This is a genomic window from Ochrobactrum chromiisoli (assembly GCF_026241335.1).
Taxonomy (GTDB): domain Bacteria; phylum Pseudomonadota; class Alphaproteobacteria; order Rhizobiales; family Rhizobiaceae; genus Brucella; species Brucella chromiisoli.
Genome location: NZ_JAPHAV010000001.1, coordinates 1,241,763 through 1,260,003, shown reverse-complemented (window position 1 = coordinate 1,260,003; position 18,241 = coordinate 1,241,763). Strand labels below are relative to the sequence as shown.

The window sequence follows — 18,241 nt, the reverse complement described above, 5'->3', positions numbered from 1 at the left end:
CGAGAGGACCTGACATGAATACCCATGAGATCACGTACCTACCCGCAGAATGGATGGATGAATACATTCCCGCAACTTTGCGCCATCCGAGCGATTTCATTCACAAGTGCGATGACGGATCATTCATCGTTATTCCGAAGAAGAGCAAAGATGACCTCACCCTACAGAGCGAGATCGAAGAACAAGAACACCGACTGATCAAACTCAGCGTCGGGGACATCGTGCATTTCCAGCAGACAGAAATGTATGGCCGGTTCACACTTCACGTTTCCGAGGATGGCTCATTTTGGATCGACGGTGATTATCCTAGCAAAGCAAACTGCTTTTATGAATCAGACGGTGAGAACGTCGTAGACAACCTGAATGATATGGTTCAGCTCTGCGGCGAAGATAGCGGACCTATGAGCGCCGGTGAGCATAGCATTCAGATTTATTGGTGGGGCGACAGTATCGCCTACAGGTTTGATGTCACACCTGATGGAACGCCGTACTTTGTTGAGGCGGGGTCAGTTCAATGAGCGACCGCCCTATCCTTTTCAGCGCACCTACGGTCGCAACGCCGGAAATGATTAAAGCTGCTCTGGATCTCGTCTGGGAAGACAGCGAGAATCATGGCGAACTTGTGCGCAATATCTGGGGCGCGATGGCAGCGAAGCATCTGTCTGCGCAACAATATGTTGACTGCGCATGCACCAAGATCCAGCAGGATGAACATTGCCTTGTCGGCTATCCTTCATTGCTGTGCGAAATCTGCGGCGGCAAGGGCGTTGTCCCATATGTGAAGCTGGACGGCCCCGAATTATGGGAAATCGTTTTTGGCATAGCATACGATGCTGCGCACAGAATTACCGATGAGCAGTATTCAAAAATAGCGGAAGCAATCAATTCTGTATTCATCTCTCCGCAATCAGCAGCCAGTTATCTTTACGGCCCTTTCGGCTATCTCAACGGCCATCGCGCACTGTCGGAAGACAGTTGGACACTGGAAAGCGACCCCATGGAGAACAACGAAGAATACTTCGCTGTGCCTCTGTACGCCCTTCGTGATCCTTTCAAAGAAATTGGAACCGATTTTGACGGCAAGCCAGCCGTCGCCGCGACCAAGCGGGAACGGGATCTGGCGGGCATCGCAACACGTTTAATCAAATGGGACAAGGATTTCCCGGTCAATTGCCACAACGGATATGCGGGTCTCAAGGAACTTGACCGCATTATTGCCGACGCAAAAACGGCTCTTTACGGCATTCAGAATCCAGATCGCGAGGAACTTTAATGATCCTGAACGATAATCCGACGGTTAACCGCTATCTTAAAGATAAAGCCTTGGATCTGATCGACCACGCTTTAGGTCGCCCAACGTTCCCACTCAAGGAAACGTACCGAAACTACTTTGCCATCGGCACAGACAGCAAGCTTGCGAAGGATTTTTCCAAGTCATTACATTGGAGAAAAAGCGGACAGAACGGCGATATGGCGTACTTCGCCGTCACCGATCTTGGCCGTCACGCACTGGCGGATCACCTGAAACAATTGCGCGACAATAAGATTTTCGTCGTTTCGTACTGGGAATGGTCGAAGATTGTGACAGCCAAATCGCGATCTGCGGCCCGTTATGATGTCTATCGCTATGTGAATGACGCTGGCGATATTCCCTTTGTGGACTTCCTCAAGGCCTCTAGCGTGAGGGCATACGCATGACCGAGTATGACCCGCGGGACGATTCACGCAAAAGCTATGATGTTGCCGTCGAGGCCAAGCGCAAGCGTGGCGACACCCATTGGCCGGAACGTCTCACCCCGCCCGAAGCAAAGCCATTCTGGCTACGCTGTGGCAGCTGCGATCACGAGTGGATCGGACTTCACACCCCCATGGAAATGTCAGAGTTTTCGAGGCGATTAGCTTCAATCACTTGCCCATCATGCGGCGCTGACAAGAACATATTTCATATTCCAGCCCCGGAGGCACAATCCAATGGCGAATGAATTGAAGCTTGACCAAACAACAGCCGCAATGGTTGCTCTTTCCGAAGCTGGTATTCCGGCAGACGTTCAGGAATTACTTGTGCGTGGTGATCCAGATCGCGGCATCGCGCCGGGCGCAATTGCCAAAGCACTCGACAACCGCCCCGCCACGGCTGCCAATAATGCAGAACCACGCCTCGACGGTTTACCTGTCAACTGCCAGCATATTACAGTGCGCGTACCAGACGATCACGATCATTCCAAACCTCTCCCCTTGCGGATTCGAGTTGACCACGACAGCCCGAACTGTTTTGCGACATCGGACGGCAAGCGCGTATTTTACGAGCGTGAATGGGCCGAGAAATCGATGCTCATGGATACCGAAGATTATCAGGAAAGGTCGCGCCGCAGGATGCTGGCGAGCCGATTGATTAATGCGGAAATCGTAGAAAATTACGATGGCTGGGTGACATGCGATGGCGATGAAGACGACTATTTCGAGAGCATCGATGCGCTGATTGAGCGCTATTCCGAACGGATAGCCGAAGACAAATGCAACGATGAACAGCCGACCGAGGAAAACATTAAGGCATTACTGCCAGCGTGGGTTTATTGCACCACAGAGGACGTATTCAGCTTCGATCTGGAGGAAGCTATCGATTGCTACCTTGCTGACCATCATCACGAAGATGCACGCGATCTTATCAAAGATTACGATTGGCTCAGGGAGTTTTGGAGGTTTTGGAGTTCCAAGCAATCCGGCGTTTTTTCCTACTACATCGACTATTCCCGCATTGTTGTTATTGATGCCGACCGATTCGAAAAGGAAATTGACGAAGCTCGCACCTTCCTTAGCCTCCCAGTCTCAACGGGAGCGTCGGAATGAAGCCCATCCTTGATATGTGCTGCGGCTCTCGCATGTTCTGGTTTGACAAGAAAGATGACCGGGCTGTGTTCGGAGATATACGCGAAGAAAGCCACGTTCTATGCGACGGCCGCGAGTTAATCATTTCGCCAGATCGCATTATGGACTTCCGCAGCCTGCCTTTTAACGACGAAGCATTCAGTCTTGTCGTCTTTGATCCACCGCATCTGGTTAATGCTGGTGAGAGAAGCTGGCTGCGGGCAAAGTATGGCGCACTGTGCCGCGAGACATGGCGTGAGGATCTGCGGCAGGGATTTGCCGAAGCTTTCCGCGTTTTGAAACCCCACGGCACACTGATTTTCAAATGGAACGAAACGCAGATCAAAGTGCGGGAAATTCTCGCGCTCACTGATGTTCAGCCCGTTGTCGGGCATGTGTCCGGCAAGCAGGCGAACACGCACTGGATTTGCTTTCTCAAGCCTGTACGCCATACAGGAGACAGCAATGCAGCTTGAAGATGCAAAGCACATCACAGAGACGGGTCGCCAAGCGCTCAACGGCTAGACGATCATCGGACTGAACGGCAGCGCAATTTTCTTCAACTCATCACGACGCCATTCAAGTGACCCGCCCATGCCATAGCGTGGGCGTTCGATTGTGTGCCCCATCAATATCCGGCGCAGCTCGTCGTCAATGTTTGCTTCTTTCATGCGATCTTCGAATGAATGCCGGAACGAGTAGATCTTATGGTTTGGCGTTGGAAACAAGCTGTTTTCCTTAAAATACTTGTTCAACGTAGCTGACAGGTCATTCTCGCGGTTTCGATAGCGCGGAAAGCCTTCCTTATGTTTCTGGAATACAGCCAGTGCTACCCCCACCAGTGGCACGATACGCTCCGATGACGAGGTTTTAATCTCGCGCGGATCGTCCGGATCATCGCGCGGCTCTATCGCGATATGCGGCACTTTGTGCGTAAGGCGGATTGATGATGGCGAAAGGTTCGCCAGTTCGCTTGGACGTGCACCTGTTTCAATCAAAGCAAGCGCGATTCCCCTTGCCTCATCATTCAGCGTGTCGAGATTGCCCGGCTTCATGATCGTGCTGATCAGCCATTCACGCGGGAACGGCGGACGAGAACGCTTTTTCTTGTTCGAGAAATTCAGGCGAGCAAACGGGTTCTGCTTTCCCTCTTCGCCAATGTAATTGAAATACGCGTCATACAGCACACGCATGTTTCCGATGTCGCGATTGCCTGACGAGGCAGAGTGAGTAATTTTGCCATCCTTTGGGGCGATCCGCTCCAGCCAGTGGCGATAGAGCTTCATCGCATCATCGCGCGTGATGTCGATCATAGCCTTGTCACTGACGATCTGGATGAAGTTATTCACCGCGCGCAGCTTCACCTTTTTCCACTGCGCTTTCTGAACAGCACTTTTATTGACCAGCTCATCGGGAACGATCTCATCACAGTAAATCTCGAATGCCTTGCTGACGGTCACTGGTGGCACAGGGATCATACCTGCCACACCTTGCGCCAGCTCCTGCGGCATCCTTTGTGTGGCGACCATTTCAAGTCGCGTTACAATCTCTTCCAGCGAAGAATTTGCGGCCATGGCATGCGAGGATCTGTAAGTAAGCCCAAGTGCCTCTATTCGGCGCATAGAAGCCTCATAGCGCGCGCGGGCAGGATCACGCGGCTCATCCATGATCATCGATGCCCAGAGGATATTGTCAGCCTCTTCCATCAAATCACGCTTGGATCTGGCAAGTGCCAGATCGTCAGTCTTGAGCGAAACGCGAATCGTTGGCGCTCGCTCATCGACATGAGAGATATTTCCGGGGACACGGCGACGATAATAATAATTGCCAGCCCGCTCGAACAGGAACCGATCCGGGTCCTTTTTGTTCGTAAACCGCCCCATAAACGCACCTCAAAACAGCGTAAAAAACCCACCATGTAGCGCGTTATGTATCACAATTTCGGGCGAACTTGTAAATCAACAATTTTTCAATTGTCGATTTATTGTTTAATTACAATGCTTTAGCTGATTTTCTATGTGAGAGTTATGGTGCGGATAGAGGGACTCGAACCCCCACGGTCTCCCGCCAGAACCTAAATCTGGTGCGTCTACCAATTTCGCCATATCCGCTTCTAAGCCGAAGTGCATTCAACCGAACGCACTGAATTCGTCTCAGATATTGAACTGCCCTCGAAAGCGCGCGTCTCTATATCATTCAATTTTCCCGGTTCAAAGGAAAAAAGCCTTTTTACCGGCATTGATTTGCCAGCTCTTTCAAGCCGAAGCGCTTTCGTGCTTTCTGCCCCTATATAGCGATCCTGTCGCAAGAGCCAAGCCCCTTTTCGAAAGCAGCGATATTAATAAAGCGGCTCTTCGTAAAGCGGCACACCATTATCACGCAAAGCCTTCATGACAGCTGTGCCCTTATCGTCGATGGCAACCACCGCTGTAATGCTTAAATCTCGCTGGCTGTCTTCGATCTCACGCCCCTCACCTTCGGGCACATAATAGCGTTCTATGCCGTAGCGCAGGTTGATGGTGGCATCGGAATAATCAGGGATTACATAATTTGATTCCCCATGAATCTGCACTTCATCAGAAGCGAGGTCCGTGAAAGGCACGAAAGCCGCGCGTGAAAAATGCCATATGCCGTTAGCATCGGGTTTCAGCGCCACATAGACATCGCGAGCATCGCGGGGAGGTTTTCCTTGAATGCGCGTCAGCGCAATCGTCGAAATATCATAGCCGAGGATGACATAATCGCCACGCATCAAATCGCGAGGATCGACTGGCTGGGTTTGCAACACCACTTCATGGCCAGACCGCAGCACAGAGGCGCGCTTTTCAATACTCGAATATAAAATGCCTGTTTGAAGCAATGCGGCCGCAACCGCACCTGCATAAAGCCATTTGCTTTTCATAACACTCATTGCTGCACCTCCGGCCCGCGCTTTCGGCCGAACCTGTTTTCCATACGGCGCACAAAAGCAGCGAGAAGAAGCACCAGAATACCGGCTGTAAGGAAAAATCCTGACGTGCCGATCATCGAACCAACCGTCGCAAAGGCCAGATACAGCACTTCAAACGAGAAGGCCGCATAAGCAATAGAACGCAAACTGCCATTGTCGCGTCCGCATATTGCAAGCGCTCCAATAGAAAGTGCGAGAACGAAGATGCCATAAATAACATCATGCGCTATGCCCTCGGGCGTGGAATAAGAGAACATTCTGTCAACCTGCAAGATGCCAAGCGCCAGCAATGCGAGCAGCAGACCGTAAGACGCAAGAGGATGCGCAAAGCGCGTCAGCTTCTGAAGTGCATCATGTGCGAAAGCATCCGCCAGCATGAATGCCATGCCGAACAGAAGCATCAAGCCGAGAATCATACGGTTTTCATTCTCGACATAAAGAAGTAACGCCCAGCCAAGTACAAACAGGCACCACAAATGCGCCGCATGACGGGATCGGGTATAGCGCGCCACAGCAGCGCCAATCAGCACGAGCAGCGGTCCAATCAGGCGGTAACTGAGATCACCATAATTATTGTCATATACATAGGTGGAGAGATAGAAGCAGGCCACGCCCGCACCAAACGCTGTCAGAACGGACGAGCGCAACAGCAAGGCAGCGGCTAAGACGCCACCGGTCCAGACAAGTGCTGCCAAATGCACATCGCCCGACAGATGATACATCTGACCGACAAGCGCGATACCTGCACCAAATGATGCAGCGCCAACGATATAAAGGGCCTGCGGAAGCACTTTGTCGCCACGCAATTGCCGCCATGCACCACCGAGATAACAGGCCCAGATAAGCGCGAAGACAAGACCGATCCGCATGATGCGCGGCATGTCCTGCCAGTTGGCGGCAATCAGCATGATGACAGCGGCACCGAGCAGCAGCCCCCCCAGTGTGGCCAGCACCGAGCCAAGACTGAAGCGTGGTCCCCGTTTTTTAAGATCAACATTGAGACGCGAGGCGGTTTCGGCGTCGATAAGGCCGTCATCCTGCCAACGCTCGATCAGGCGCTCTACGGAAACTGAAAACGACAAAACAACTCCTGAACGATCTATCTGTTGATGCTAAATTTAATTCAAGTGATTGGGAACATATAGGAAACTCGCCAGCTGGCAAAGAGGCAACGCAAATCAGTTTGAGGCAAATTTGTGCCCGACCAGTCTAATCGATTTAGCGTGTGTTGCAGAACCCGCAAGGCAGCTATGCAAACTCGGGCCTGCAACTAACGAAAACAATGCGTTATATCATGAACACAGAAAAGATGAATTGAACCACAGTTCCTCAACGATGAAGGAATAATACCATGAACCTCGTACGCTCTTACAACAACTGGCGCCGTTACCGCGATACTGTCAATGAGCTCAACCAGCTTTCGACTCGCGAACTCAACGACCTCGGCATTTCCCGCGCAGACATTCCTTATGTAGCGCGTCAGTCCAAGGCTCGCTAAATAGAATTCATTTTGCTGGGCCTGAATCCTCCTCCCATCAGGCCCGGTTTGTCGCAAAGCACTCCTCCTCCCATGCTTTGCGATACTAAGACCGGTCTCTCCTCCTCCCAATTCCGGTCTGACAATAATGGCATCCGTCGCACCTCCTCCCGCGCCGGATGCCATTTGTTTTTGTGGTACTCTTTCCGAACTGCTGGGCTCTTCTCCCATTGAAGGCGACAGGCAAAGAAGGTAAGGGATTTGCCATGTCAAAAGATACCAATCTCTCCCCCGTACATGTCGTTGGTGGCGGTCTCGCAGGCTCCGAAGCCGCGTGGCAAATTGCGCAGGCCGGCGTGCCTGTGGTTCTGCATGAAATGCGGCCGGTTCGCGGCACAGATGCGCATAAGACGGAGCAGCTTGCAGAACTCGTCTGTTCGAACTCCTTCCGCTCTGACGACGCAGAAACCAATGCTGTCGGCGTGCTTCATGCCGAAATGCGTCTTGCCGGTTCGCTGATCATGGCGTGCGCCGACGCGCATCAGGTTCCGGCTGGTGGCGCACTCGCAGTTGACCGCGAGGGCTTTTCGCAGGCAGTGACAGCGAAACTCGAAGCGCACCCGCTGATTAGCATAGAGCGCGAAGAAATCACCGGCCTGCCCCCGGAAGAATGGGGCACAACGATTGTAGCAACCGGTCCGTTAACGGCACCGGCTCTTGCGAAAGCCATTCAGGAACAGACAGGTGCTGATGCGCTCGCCTTCTTCGATGCCATTGCGCCGATCATTCACTTTGATTCGATCAATATGGATGTGTGCTGGTTCCAGTCGCGCTATGACAAGGTCGGTCCCGGCGGCACCGGCAAGGATTATATCAACTGCCCCATGGATAAGGAGCAGTATGAGGCTTTCGTTGCAGCCCTCATTGAAGGCGATACGACCGATTTCAAGGAATGGGAAGGCACGCCCTATTTCGATGGCTGCCTGCCAATCGAAGTTATGGCCGAGCGTGGTGCTGAAACACTGCGTCACGGCCCGATGAAGCCGATGGGCCTGACCAACGCGCATAATCCGACGGTCAAGGCCTATGCGGTTGTGCAGTTGCGCCAGGATAATGCGCTGGGCACGCTCTATAATATGGTCGGCTTTCAGACGAAGCTTAAGTACGGCACCCAGACCGGCATCTTCAAAATGATTCCCGGTCTTGAGAATGCCGAGTTTGCGCGTCTGGGTGGTCTGCATCGCAACACGTACCTTAACTCGCCAGTGCTGCTTGATAATGTGCTGCGGTTGAAGTCTCGCGAAAATCTGCGTTTCGCTGGCCAGATTACCGGCTGTGAAGGTTATGTCGAATCATCGGCTATTGGTCTCCTGGCCGGACGTTTTACCGCTGCTGAAAAGCTCGGCAAGACGCCTGTTGCGCCACCGCAGACCACCGCTTTTGGTGCCCTGCTCGGCCACATTACGGGAGGCCACATCGTTGCTGACGACGATGAACCCGGCAAACGCTCATTCCAGCCAATGAATGTGAATTTTGGCCTGTTTCCACCAATCGACGTACCAAAGCCGGAAGGCACGCGGCTGCGCGGCAAGGAAAAGACGATTGCTAAAAAGCGCGCCTTGTCTCAACGCGCACTCAGCGATTTCAAGCAATGGCTTGATAGCGACGCATAATTTCGAAAGAGATTATAAATCAAAGTGATAAGGCGGTTTTCTTACGCAGAAAACCGCCTCTTTTTAAAAATTAGCGCGAAACATCAGCCATTGTTTGCGTATGGCTGAGAGATCGGCGACCTGATCGGCAGCTTTACCACCAAGCCGTTCAACGGACTTGAGATAATCAGGAACAAGTGCCATCGGCAGAAATGCCGGACCGAGACTTTTAGGCAGGTTCTTTTTGGCCTTGTCAAAAAATGCCAGATGCTCGCGTGCAAGCGCGGTCATAACAGTGATCACGCGCTCATGCGCAGATTTATCTTCATTACCGAGGAAGGCGTCACGCGTCACGCCAACCGCCTGCAACATATCCCCAGGCACATAAAGCTGCCCACGACGACGATGAACAGGCATTAGACGCAAGAGCCCTGACACCGCCTGTGCAACACCCGCATGGCCAATCGTTTCAGTATGCTGTTGGGCAGCATCACGATCAAGAATAAACCCAGCAAGCTGGATCAGTGCCGAAGCGGTTTCGCCGCAATAGCCTTCCAGATCATTCCGGCTTGGCATCGGGTCATCGTAGAGATCGAAAATGCGCGCTTCGCAATAATTATCGAAAGCCACGCGCGGCAGATCATATTTATTGATCGTGTCGATCAGGGCTGCTGCAACCGGATGCGCATCCGCGCTTCCGCGTTCTTCACCATTGATGAGATCACGCCACCATTGCAGACGCACTTCACCGGGTAGTGGCTCATGCACCAGATCACGAATGCGGGCAATTTCTACGTTAAAAGCATAAAGCGCTGCTAACCCGCCACGTTTGTCTTCTGGCGCATAAAGCACTGAAAGATAACGATCCCGGTCGGCTTCGCGCAGAAGCGTCAGGCAATGGTCTTCATTCTGGTTCATGGAAATCAGTCTACCGCAATGAGTGCGGCCGCAACGGCACGATCTTCCGCAAGCAGCACATTATAGGTGCGCACAGCAGCGCCCGTGCTCATTGGATCAGACGAAATACGATGCTCGCGCAGCAAAGCGCGAACATCCTCGGGAATACGGCGCAGATCCATTCCGGTGCCTACCAGAAGAATTTCGATGTCATTTGCCTGTTCGAGAATAGCGCCGAGATCATCACACGACAGGACCGGCGGCGTGTGTGGTTGCCAGCCATGAATGCCTGACGGCAAGCACAGGATCGAGCCAATATGAGACATCTCTGCAAAGCGGAAACCGCCATTGCCATATGCATCAATGGGTGCACGGCCCGGAAAGTGAGCCTCTCGAATTTCTATGCCTTTTACCATTTTAGTTATCCAGATTGAGCGACTTCGCAAGATCGTCGCCCATTGCATCATCACCATCGGCTGCACGCGGCTTGAGGCCGAACTGCACGAGCAGAGGCGCTGCAATAAAGATCGAAGAATAAGTCGCTACGATAATCCCTACACTCAATGCCAATGCGAACATGCGAATATCAGCACCACCGAACATATAGAGCGGAACATGCGCAATGAAAGTCACAAAGGCTGTCGGTAATGTTCGCGAGAGGGTTTGATTGATGGAAGCGTCAATAATCGCAGGCAGTGGCGCACTGCTGTAGCGCTTCAAATTTTCACGCACGCGGTCATAGATCACGATCGTATCGTTGAGCGAATAACCAATAATCGTCAGAACCGCTGCTACGCTCCAGAGATTGAATTCCATACGGAAGACAATGAACACACCCGCAAGAATGATAACGTCATGGAGCGTCGAAAGAACCGCACCGAGCGCCAGCTGCCAGCGGAATCGGATCCAGACATAGACAAAGATACCGGCCAACGACAAAAACAGCGCCAAAAGACCTGCCTGGGAGAGTTGCTCGGAAACAGTAGGCCCGACAACTTCAACGCGCTGGAACGAATAATCCGGCTCAAATTCGCCGCGCAGTTTGACTGCAACTGTCTGTTCCGCATCGTCGCCAACTTCCTGACTGCCGATGATCACAAGAGCCGAGCGTGGCGATTTGGCGGGAAGAACACGTGCACTGTCAATATTAAGCTCGCTCATGCGTTCTTCAATATCAGGCAGATTTGCATCCCCGCTGCGCGCCTGCAACTCCACCATCGAGCCACCACGGAAATCAATACCGTAGTTGATGCCGATATTGACGAACAGCGCGACAACGATTGCGCATGCAAGAACCGAGATGCCAAGCGTCACGAACTGAAGACGCATAAACGGAATATGCGTAACGGTTGGAACGAGCTTCAAACGGCGCTTCGGAATTTCTTTCGGCTTTGCGGTCCGAACCCACTGGGCGATCAGCAGACGCGTAAAGGTCAGCGTCGTAAACAGCGTCGTGAGAATACCGATTGTGACGGTGAGTGCAAAGCCATGAACCGGTCCAGACCCCATCAAGAACAGCACCAGAGCCGCAATCATGGTCGTAAGATTGGCGTCAACAATGGTTGAAAGCGCGCGATAAAAGCCCGATTCCATTGCCTGAACGACTGAATAGCCTTTGCGGCGATCTTCGCGCACACGCTCATAAATCAGAATATTGGCATCAACCGCCATGCCAATGATCAGCACGATACCGGCCACACTGGCCAGTGAAATCGATGCGCCGATCAAGGACATGATTGCCACAAGGATAATCACATTGACGGCGAGCGCGACCATGGCGATCACGCCAAGCACGCCATAGGACAGGATCATGAACAGGCCGACAAGAAACGCTGCAAGAAGCGCTGCGGAAACAGCGGCGCTCGCATAATCATCGCCGAGCGCAGATGCAATTGTGCGTTCTTCGAGAACCGTTACAGCCTTAGGCAACGCACCGGAGCGCAAAACCACCGACATATTATTGGCAGATTGCAGATCGAATGCGCCTGATATCTGCAATTCATCCGTATCAAGCGGCTCGCTGACAACAGGTGCAGAAACAACCTGATTGTCGACAACGATTGCGAAGCTTTTGCCGATAGCATGAGCGGTCGCAGCTGCGAGATTGCGGCGCCCCTTCTCATCAAGCGTCAGTGTAATGACGGGCTCATTATCATCTTCGGAAAGCGTGGCTTTTGCATCGGTGACATCTTCACCGGTAAAAACCGGCTCATTTTTTACAAGATAACCAACCGGCGGATCATCATAGGAATAAATAATCTTGCTGTCGGCTGGGGGGGCTCCGCGGATCGCATCGTCGGGTGACATGCTGTCATCAACCGCACGAAACGAAAGATTACCCCGGATACTAAGAATATCTTTTAGAAGCTGAGCGTCATAAAGGCCCGGAACTTCTACGCGAATACGGTTGCGGCCCTCTTCCTCAACGACCGGGCTCCCGTAGCCCAGTTCTTCAAGGCGCTGCCGCATAATGTTTTTGGTGCGATCAAGATCGCCGCTGCCAGGATTCTGCACCTGAAGAATGAGGCGAGAACCACCGGAAAGGTCGAGCCCAAGCGCCACCTGCTTTGTCGGCAAAAATCCGGGCAGATTGGCCAGTGTTTCACGCGAGAAAAAATTAGGCGACGCTATGATGAAGCTGGCAATGATTGCCAACCAGATCAAAGCCGATTTCCAACGTGAAAAATAAAGCATCGGGCAACAAATCCGTTTCGGCTTGTATAGATCGTGCCAGAGCGCATTTCGCGAACTGCTCTCCAGCCATGTGAAAGCACCACGGCAGTTGCCGGGACATGCACGATAATGATAGAGCCCCGGTTATGGAAACCTTACCGGGACTCCATCAGTCTTATAAAATTATTTGTTTTTGTTGTCGGCGACTGGTTCGCCCTTAACGCGCACTTCCGAAAGAGCGCTGCGCAGAACGCGGATCTTAACGCCTTCAGCGATTTCAACGTCGAGTTCGCCGTCGTCATGAACCTTCAGGACCTTTCCGACGATACCACCACCGGTGACAACCGTATCACCGCGACGAACAGCAGCCAGCATTTCCTGACGCTTTTTCATCTGCGTACGCTGTGGGCGGATGATGAGGAAATACATGATCACGAAGATCAAAACGAATGGCAGAATGCTCATGAGCATATCTGGTCCAGCGGCGCCGCCGGAGGCTTGTGCAAAAGCCGGGGTTACGAACATTAGGAACTCCTCTGAAGTCTCGAAGACAAATTCTTAATGGCATTACAATGGTTAGTGCGCCAATTGCAACCGACGATGACTTTACTCAGTCAAGGTCTAACACTTTTCCTGCATGCTGTGGCATGTTAAGCCCTGAGCCTCATCATCTGAGGGTATGGAATGACGACGGAAAATATACTCAGCCAGAAACTCGATCGCCTGATCGCTGCTCTGGAACGCATAGCACCGCCACAGCCAGGCGTCCCGGACCTTGAAGTCGCCGACTGCTTCGTCTGGGCACCGGAGCGGCTGACCCTTGATCCGGTCAAGCGCGTCAACCGCGTTGATATCGCGCTCATTCGCGGCGTTGATCTTGTCCGCGATCAGCTTGTCGATAATACCCGCCGCTTTGCCAAAGGTTACCCCGCGAACAATGTTCTGCTTTGGGGCGCACGCGGGATGGGCAAGTCATCGCTCGTCAAAGCAGCGCAAGCCAGCGTCAATGCGGAAATGGTTGGCAAACCACCACTCAAGCTCGTTGAAATTCACCGCGAAGATATCGACAGTCTCCCTGCCCTGATGAACATCATCAAGGAAGCGCCCTATCGCTTCATTCTGTTTTGCGATGATCTGTCGTTCGATCACGACGACACGTCCTATAAGTCGTTGAAAGCAGCGCTTGAAGGCGGCGTTGAAGGCCGCCCGGACAATGTAATTTTCTATGCAACGTCCAATCGCCGCCATCTGATGCCGCGCGATATGATTGATAATGAGCGCTCGACTGCCGTTAATCCATCGGAAGCGATCGAAGAAAAGGTTTCGCTGTCGGACCGATTTGGTCTGTGGCTCGGTTTCCATAAGTGCAGTCAGGATGACTATCTGGCGATGGTCGACGGTTATGCCGCACATTACAAGCTGGATTACGATCCGCAGGCGATGCATGCAGAAGCACTGACCTGGTCAACCACACGCGGCAACCGATCTGGCCGTGTTGCGTGGCAATATATTCAGGATCTCGCTGGCCGCCTGGGTCAAGCAATTTAAACACCCAAAAAAGGCGGGTTTGAAACCCGCCTTTGTTGCTTTTTAATGAAATTCCTATCAGGATTCCAGATACTTGGATGGATTGACCGGCGAAGAATTCTTGCGCACTTCAAAGTGCAGCTTTGGCGATTTCGCGTTGCCGCTCATGCCGGATTTTGCAATGTCTTCACCGCGGCGAACCTTCTGTCCGCGCTGCACGAGAATTTGGCTGTTGTGGCCATAAACCGTCACCAGACCATTGTCGTGGCGAATCAGAACCGTCTGACCAAACTCCTTCAAGCCATCGCCCGCATAGATAACGACGCCATTTTCGGCGGCCTTAACGGCGGTGCCTTCCGGCACCATAATGTCGATGCCGTCATTGACAGACGTCCCTTCACGCTGGCCAAAGCTTGCAAGAACGCGACCGCGAACTGGCCAACGCATCTGAGAGATGCCCGTCGAAGATGGTGCTGCTGACTGATCCTTTTCAGCGTCTTCGATCACCTTATTGCTCGCTTGCGGCGGCGTATAAGGCTTCACATTGGATGCTTCATTCGGTGCAATCGAAGCTGTTTTCACAGGTGCTTCTGTAGCTGGTTTTACCGGCTGGGGTGCAACTGCTGCAACCTGTGTTGTGCCACCCGCTGCCGATGGAATTGTCAGAGACTGACCGACACGGATTGCACCATTGGTAAGACCATTCGCCTGCTTGAGCGTCTCGACCGGAACATTGTGCTTTTGCGCAATCGAATAAAGCGAATCGCCAGACTTGACCGTATAGCCACCCGCTGCAACAGTCTTCGCTGCTGCGACCGGAGCTTGCGCCGGAGGCGTCGTGACATGGTTAGCAGCCGGAAGCGGAACACCGTTTGCTGTGGCCGGTAACTGCCCAAGAACTTTGGAATTTGCGTTGACTGCAGTGCCCGCGGCACTCGCCATCTGCGTTCCAGCACTGTTTACCTTATTGGCAGCAACATTTTGCGCCTGATTAATCTGATTCTTTGTCTGTGCTGTCGCCGCGGCAACAGGTGCAGAAGAAACCGGCGGCAAACTGTTGCGCTGAACCGACCCGCTTGAAACAGGTTGCGCAGCCGCCACCGGCGCATAATTATCGCTGGCTGACTGTTGCACGACGCGCTGGTTAGGCGTGGAGCCGGTATAAAGACCATCCGTGAAGCGCATTGTATCGGCGCTGCACCCTGCACCAAAACCGGCAATCAGAACGATCGCTGCATTCCGCAGAAGACGTTCGGACGTATGCTGCAATATCGGAAAACGCATGTTCAACTCGCCCATACTCTAAAACTCACTTGGACTCATTAAAACGCGTTAATGTTACTCGCTGGTTAAGAAGGCCTCTTTCTTCGAAAAAATATTCACCAATTAAATACCATAAGCGCGAAAAGCCATTCCGACGCGAAATCGCCAGAGCTTCGCAGTCGTCATAAAACCGAGGAAAGGCCTTCAATAAATGGCTGATAGCGCACAGGCATAATATTTTCCTGCTCAAAGCGGCTTCCAACCTTTGCGATGCGCGTCATAACCTGCTGGCCGTCGCCAGGCCCGATCGGTGCGATAAGCACACCGTGCGTTGCCAGAAGCTCAACGAAATGACGCGGAATATCTTCGCAGGCAAGCCATATCACGATGCGATCAAACGGCCCGCCGGGCATGCCATGGCGTCCATCAGCGTGTTTAACCATGATATTTTCACGCTTGAGCGTTACAAATTGCTGCAAGGCGCGGTCACATAATTTTCGATAACGCTCAACAGTCGTGACACGGCCCGAAAGCGTCGCCATGACTGCCGCTGTAAAACCGGAGCCGGTGCCGATTTCCAAAACACGATGGCCCGACTCGAGTTGCAAAGCCGCAATCACGCGAGCCTGATCATCGATGCCTTCGATATACTCTCCGCAATCAAGCGGCACAGTCCGCTGGCTGAATGCCATATGTCCCCACGCCGACCCCATAAAGCTCTGTCGCGGCGTTAATTCAATGGCTGCAAAGAGGCGGGGATCATTGATTCCCCGCGCTCGCATACGCATGACGAAGGATGCAAATCCTTCCCTGTCCGAAAGCTGCGGGCGTTCAGACACAGCCTGATTCATGCTTCAACCCCAAGTGCCTTGCTCAGATCAGCCCGAACCTTATGCGCTGTCAGATCAAGCTGAAGCGGTGTTACAGATATATGATCATTGCGAATAGCAGCTATATCGCTGTCGACAGCAACTTCAGATTTGGCGCGGCGAAACTGCAACCAGAAATAGGGAAAGCCACGACCGTCTCGGCGCTCATCAAGACGGGCGTCGTGGCTGAGTTTACCCTGCCCGGTCACGCATGTGCCTTTCACGTCGTCGGGATCGCAATTCGGGAAGTTAATATTGAGCAGCACGCCCTCCGGCCAGCCGGCCTCAATCAACTTTTTGATAAGAGCAGGCGCATGGGCCTCTGCTGTTTCCCACGGAACAATCCGGCGGTCGGCCTCGTATTCATACTCCTGCGAGAGTGCTATCGATTTAACGCCAAGAAGTGTGCCTTCCATGGCTCCCGCGACCGTGCCCGAATAAGTCACATCGTCGGCCATGTTGGCACCCGAATTGACACCGGACAGGATGAGGTCCGGTGCTTCCGGGAGAACATGACGCACACCCATGATCACGCAATCAGTGGGCGTGCCACGCAGTGCGAAATGGCGGTCATCGATCTGGCGCAGGCGAAGCGGCTCCGAAAGCGTCAACGAGTGTGCGAGACCGCTCTGGTCAGTCTCCGGTGCCACTACCCAGACATCATCAGAGAGCTGGCGTGCGATACGCTCCAGAACTGCGAGGCCTTCAGCATGGATACCATCATCGTTCGTCAGCAGAATTCGCACGTCGTCTCTCCTTCATTCAGGTCATTAACTGTTTAAATTCACGCGGCTTTTTCGATGCGCGTGAGGCCGCCCATATAGGGCTGCAATGCTTCAGGAATATGAACGCTGCCATCTTCCTGCTGATAATTTTCCATAACAGCAATCAGTGCACGGCCAACAGCGACACCCGAACCATTAAGCGTATGAACAAAGCGCGTGGTCTTCTCCCCTTCCGGCCGATAGCGCGCATTCATGCGACGTCCCTGAAAATCGCCGCATACCGAGCAGCTGGAGATTTCGCGATAGGCATTCTGGCCCGGCATCCAGACTTCAATGTCGTAAGTCTTCTGCGCACCAAAGCCCATGTCGCCCGTGCACAAAACCACGGTGCGGAATGGCAGACCGAGGCGTTTTAACACTTCTTCCGCACAAGCTGTCATGCGTTCATGTTCGGCGGTCGAACTTTCTGCATCGGTGATCGACACCATTTCCGCTTTAAGAAACTGGTGTTGACGCAACATACCGCGCGTATCACGACCGGCAGAACCGGCTTCCGAACGGAAGCAAGGCGTTAAGGCTGTATAGCGCTGTGGCAGCGACTTGAGATCAACGATTTCGTCCGCAACCAGATTGGTCAGCGGCACTTCGGCGGTTGGAATAAGCCAGCGGCCATCGGTCGTGCGAAACAGGTCTTCCGAAAACTTCGGCAACTGACCCGTGCCATAAACAGCCTCGTCGCGCACCATCAGTGGCGGCATGGTTTCCAGATAGCCATGCTCTGTGGTGTGCAGATCAAGCATAAACTGGCCCAAAGCACGTTCAAGACGCGCAAGTGGACCTTTCAAAACGGTAAAACGGGCACCGGCAATTTTGGCCGCGCGCTCAAAATCCATGTAACCGAGCGCCTCACCCAACTCATAATGCTCTTTTGGTGTGAACGAGAAATTGCGTTGATTGCCAATACGGCGGATTTCAACGTTATCCGCCTCATCCTTGCCGAGTGGCACATCATCTGCCGGCACATTTGGAAGGCTTGAGAGCGCGTCATTGAGTTCTTTCACCAAACGACGTTCTGTTTCCTCAGCTTCCGTGAGGAACGCCTTCAGCTCACCCACCTCGGCCTTGAGCTTATCAGCCGTTGCTGCATCCTTCTCGGCCATAGCCTTGCCGATTTCCTTGGAAGCAGCATTGCGGCGCTCCTGAGCAGCCTGAACCTTGCCAACATGCTCACGACGCTTTTCATCCAGCGCGATCAGTTCGGACGAGACTGCCCCTGCTCCGCGTTTTGCAAGCGCTGCATCGAAAGCTTCAGGGTTTTCGCGAATCCATTTGATATCGAGCAT

The 18,241-nt window shown here is 52.9% G+C and carries 20 protein-coding genes and 1 tRNA gene; 9 read left to right on the top strand and 12 right to left on the bottom strand.

What is annotated here, in order from left to right; all coding sequences use genetic code 11:
• Positions 1-14: 14 nt before the first annotated feature.
• Genes OPR82_RS06180 through OPR82_RS06155 form a run of 6 tightly spaced genes read left to right on the top strand, consistent with a single transcriptional unit; the run spans position 15 to position 3,341 of the window.
• Positions 15-518 carry a hypothetical protein gene (locus OPR82_RS06180; RefSeq protein WP_265983667.1) on the top strand — a complete coding sequence of 168 codons (504 nt, stop codon included), beginning with the start codon at positions 15-17 and terminating at the stop codon, positions 516-518.
• Positions 515-1,273, top strand: a complete 759-nt coding sequence (locus tag OPR82_RS06175; protein WP_265983665.1) for a hypothetical protein — start codon at positions 515-517, stop codon at positions 1,271-1,273. Before OPR82_RS06180 ends, OPR82_RS06175 begins: the two co-directional genes overlap by 4 nt.
• A complete protein-coding gene (locus tag OPR82_RS06170; protein ID WP_265983663.1) occupies positions 1,273-1,698 on the top strand; it encodes a hypothetical protein in 426 nt (141 codons plus the stop codon). The genes OPR82_RS06175 and OPR82_RS06170 overlap by 1 nt, the downstream gene beginning before the upstream one ends.
• Positions 1,695-1,982: a zinc-ribbon domain-containing protein gene (locus tag OPR82_RS06165; protein WP_265983660.1), complete on the top strand. Its 288-nt coding sequence runs from the start codon at positions 1,695-1,697 to the stop codon at positions 1,980-1,982. Before OPR82_RS06170 ends, OPR82_RS06165 begins: the two co-directional genes overlap by 4 nt.
• On the top strand, positions 1,972-2,847 hold the full coding sequence (locus OPR82_RS06160; protein ID WP_265983658.1) for a hypothetical protein: 876 nt from the start codon (positions 1,972-1,974) through the stop codon (positions 2,845-2,847). Before OPR82_RS06165 ends, OPR82_RS06160 begins: the two co-directional genes overlap by 11 nt.
• Positions 2,844-3,341 (top strand): class I SAM-dependent methyltransferase, encoded by a 498-nt coding sequence (locus OPR82_RS06155; protein WP_265983656.1) that lies wholly within the window; start codon positions 2,844-2,846, stop codon positions 3,339-3,341. The genes OPR82_RS06160 and OPR82_RS06155 overlap by 4 nt, the downstream gene beginning before the upstream one ends.
• Positions 3,342-3,386: 45 nt before the next feature.
• Here the strand turns inward: OPR82_RS06155 and OPR82_RS06150 are convergent, their stop codons facing one another.
• From OPR82_RS06150 to OPR82_RS06135, 4 genes are all read right to left on the bottom strand, one after another.
• Positions 3,387-4,748, bottom strand: coding sequence for a DUF6538 domain-containing protein (locus tag OPR82_RS06150; protein ID WP_265983655.1), 1,362 nt, complete (start codon positions 4,746-4,748; stop codon positions 3,387-3,389).
• Between the two features lie 145 nt (positions 4,749-4,893).
• A tRNA-Leu gene (locus tag OPR82_RS06145) sits at positions 4,894-4,976 on the bottom strand.
• 227 nt (positions 4,977-5,203) lie between these two features.
• Positions 5,204-5,776, bottom strand: a complete 573-nt coding sequence (locus OPR82_RS06140; RefSeq protein WP_265983654.1) for a GDYXXLXY domain-containing protein — start codon at positions 5,774-5,776, stop codon at positions 5,204-5,206.
• Positions 5,773-6,897, bottom strand: coding sequence for a DUF2157 domain-containing protein (locus tag OPR82_RS06135; RefSeq protein ID WP_265983652.1), 1,125 nt, complete (start codon positions 6,895-6,897; stop codon positions 5,773-5,775). Before OPR82_RS06135 ends, OPR82_RS06140 begins: the two co-directional genes overlap by 4 nt.
• Before the next feature lie 269 nt (positions 6,898-7,166).
• On the opposite strand from OPR82_RS06135, the gene OPR82_RS06130 reads away from it, so the two are divergent.
• Both OPR82_RS06130 and trmFO read left to right on the top strand, forming a co-directional pair.
• Entirely contained in the window at positions 7,167-7,313 is a 147-nt protein-coding gene (locus OPR82_RS06130; RefSeq protein WP_265983650.1) for a DUF1127 domain-containing protein, read from the top strand.
• Positions 7,314-7,558: 245 nt separating this feature from the next.
• Positions 7,559-8,965, top strand: a complete 1,407-nt coding sequence (gene trmFO, locus OPR82_RS06125) for a methylenetetrahydrofolate--tRNA-(uracil(54)-C(5))-methyltransferase (FADH(2)-oxidizing) TrmFO (protein ID WP_265983648.1) — start codon at positions 7,559-7,561, stop codon at positions 8,963-8,965.
• Between the two features lie 63 nt (positions 8,966-9,028).
• On the opposite strand, the gene OPR82_RS06120 is transcribed toward trmFO, so the two are convergent.
• The 4 genes from OPR82_RS06120 to yajC all read right to left on the bottom strand — a co-directional run bounded on the left by OPR82_RS06120 (position 9,029) and on the right by yajC (position 13,039).
• The gene (locus tag OPR82_RS06120) at positions 9,029-9,862 is read right to left on the bottom strand and encodes a phytoene/squalene synthase family protein (protein ID WP_265983646.1); all 834 of its coding nucleotides are present in this window, start codon (positions 9,860-9,862) and stop codon (positions 9,029-9,031) included.
• Between the two features lie 5 nt (positions 9,863-9,867).
• Entirely contained in the window at positions 9,868-10,257 is a 390-nt protein-coding gene (locus OPR82_RS06115) for an Mth938-like domain-containing protein (RefSeq protein ID WP_265983644.1), read from the bottom strand.
• A 1-nt stretch (position 10,258) separates the two neighbouring features.
• Entirely contained in the window at positions 10,259-12,535 is a 2,277-nt protein-coding gene (secDF, locus tag OPR82_RS06110) for a protein translocase subunit SecDF (protein ID WP_265983642.1), read from the bottom strand.
• 162 nt (positions 12,536-12,697) lie between these two features.
• Positions 12,698-13,039, bottom strand: coding sequence for a preprotein translocase subunit YajC (gene yajC / locus OPR82_RS06105; protein ID WP_265983640.1), 342 nt, complete (start codon positions 13,037-13,039; stop codon positions 12,698-12,700).
• 159 nt (positions 13,040-13,198) lie between these two features.
• Here yajC and OPR82_RS06100 point away from each other — a divergent pair, with 159 nt between their 5' ends.
• Positions 13,199-14,062: an ATP-binding protein gene (locus OPR82_RS06100; RefSeq protein WP_265983638.1), complete on the top strand. Its 864-nt coding sequence runs from the start codon at positions 13,199-13,201 to the stop codon at positions 14,060-14,062.
• Between the two features lie 57 nt (positions 14,063-14,119).
• Here OPR82_RS06100 and dipM read toward each other — a convergent pair whose 3' ends face one another.
• The 4 genes from dipM to serS all read right to left on the bottom strand — a co-directional run bounded on the left by dipM (position 14,120) and on the right by serS (position 18,241).
• Positions 14,120-15,340, bottom strand: coding sequence for a cell division endopeptidase DipM (gene dipM, locus OPR82_RS06095; protein ID WP_265983637.1), 1,221 nt, complete (start codon positions 15,338-15,340; stop codon positions 14,120-14,122).
• Positions 15,341-15,486: 146 nt separating this feature from the next.
• The gene (locus OPR82_RS06090; protein WP_265983636.1) at positions 15,487-16,155 is read right to left on the bottom strand and encodes a protein-L-isoaspartate(D-aspartate) O-methyltransferase; all 669 of its coding nucleotides are present in this window, start codon (positions 16,153-16,155) and stop codon (positions 15,487-15,489) included.
• Positions 16,152-16,919 carry a 5'/3'-nucleotidase SurE gene (surE, locus tag OPR82_RS06085; RefSeq protein ID WP_265983634.1) on the bottom strand — a complete coding sequence of 256 codons (768 nt, stop codon included), beginning with the start codon at positions 16,917-16,919 and terminating at the stop codon, positions 16,152-16,154. The genes OPR82_RS06090 and surE overlap by 4 nt, the downstream gene beginning before the upstream one ends.
• Positions 16,920-16,957: 38 nt before the next feature.
• Positions 16,958-18,241 (bottom strand): serine--tRNA ligase, encoded by a 1,284-nt coding sequence (gene serS / locus OPR82_RS06080; protein WP_265983632.1) that lies wholly within the window; start codon positions 18,239-18,241, stop codon positions 16,958-16,960.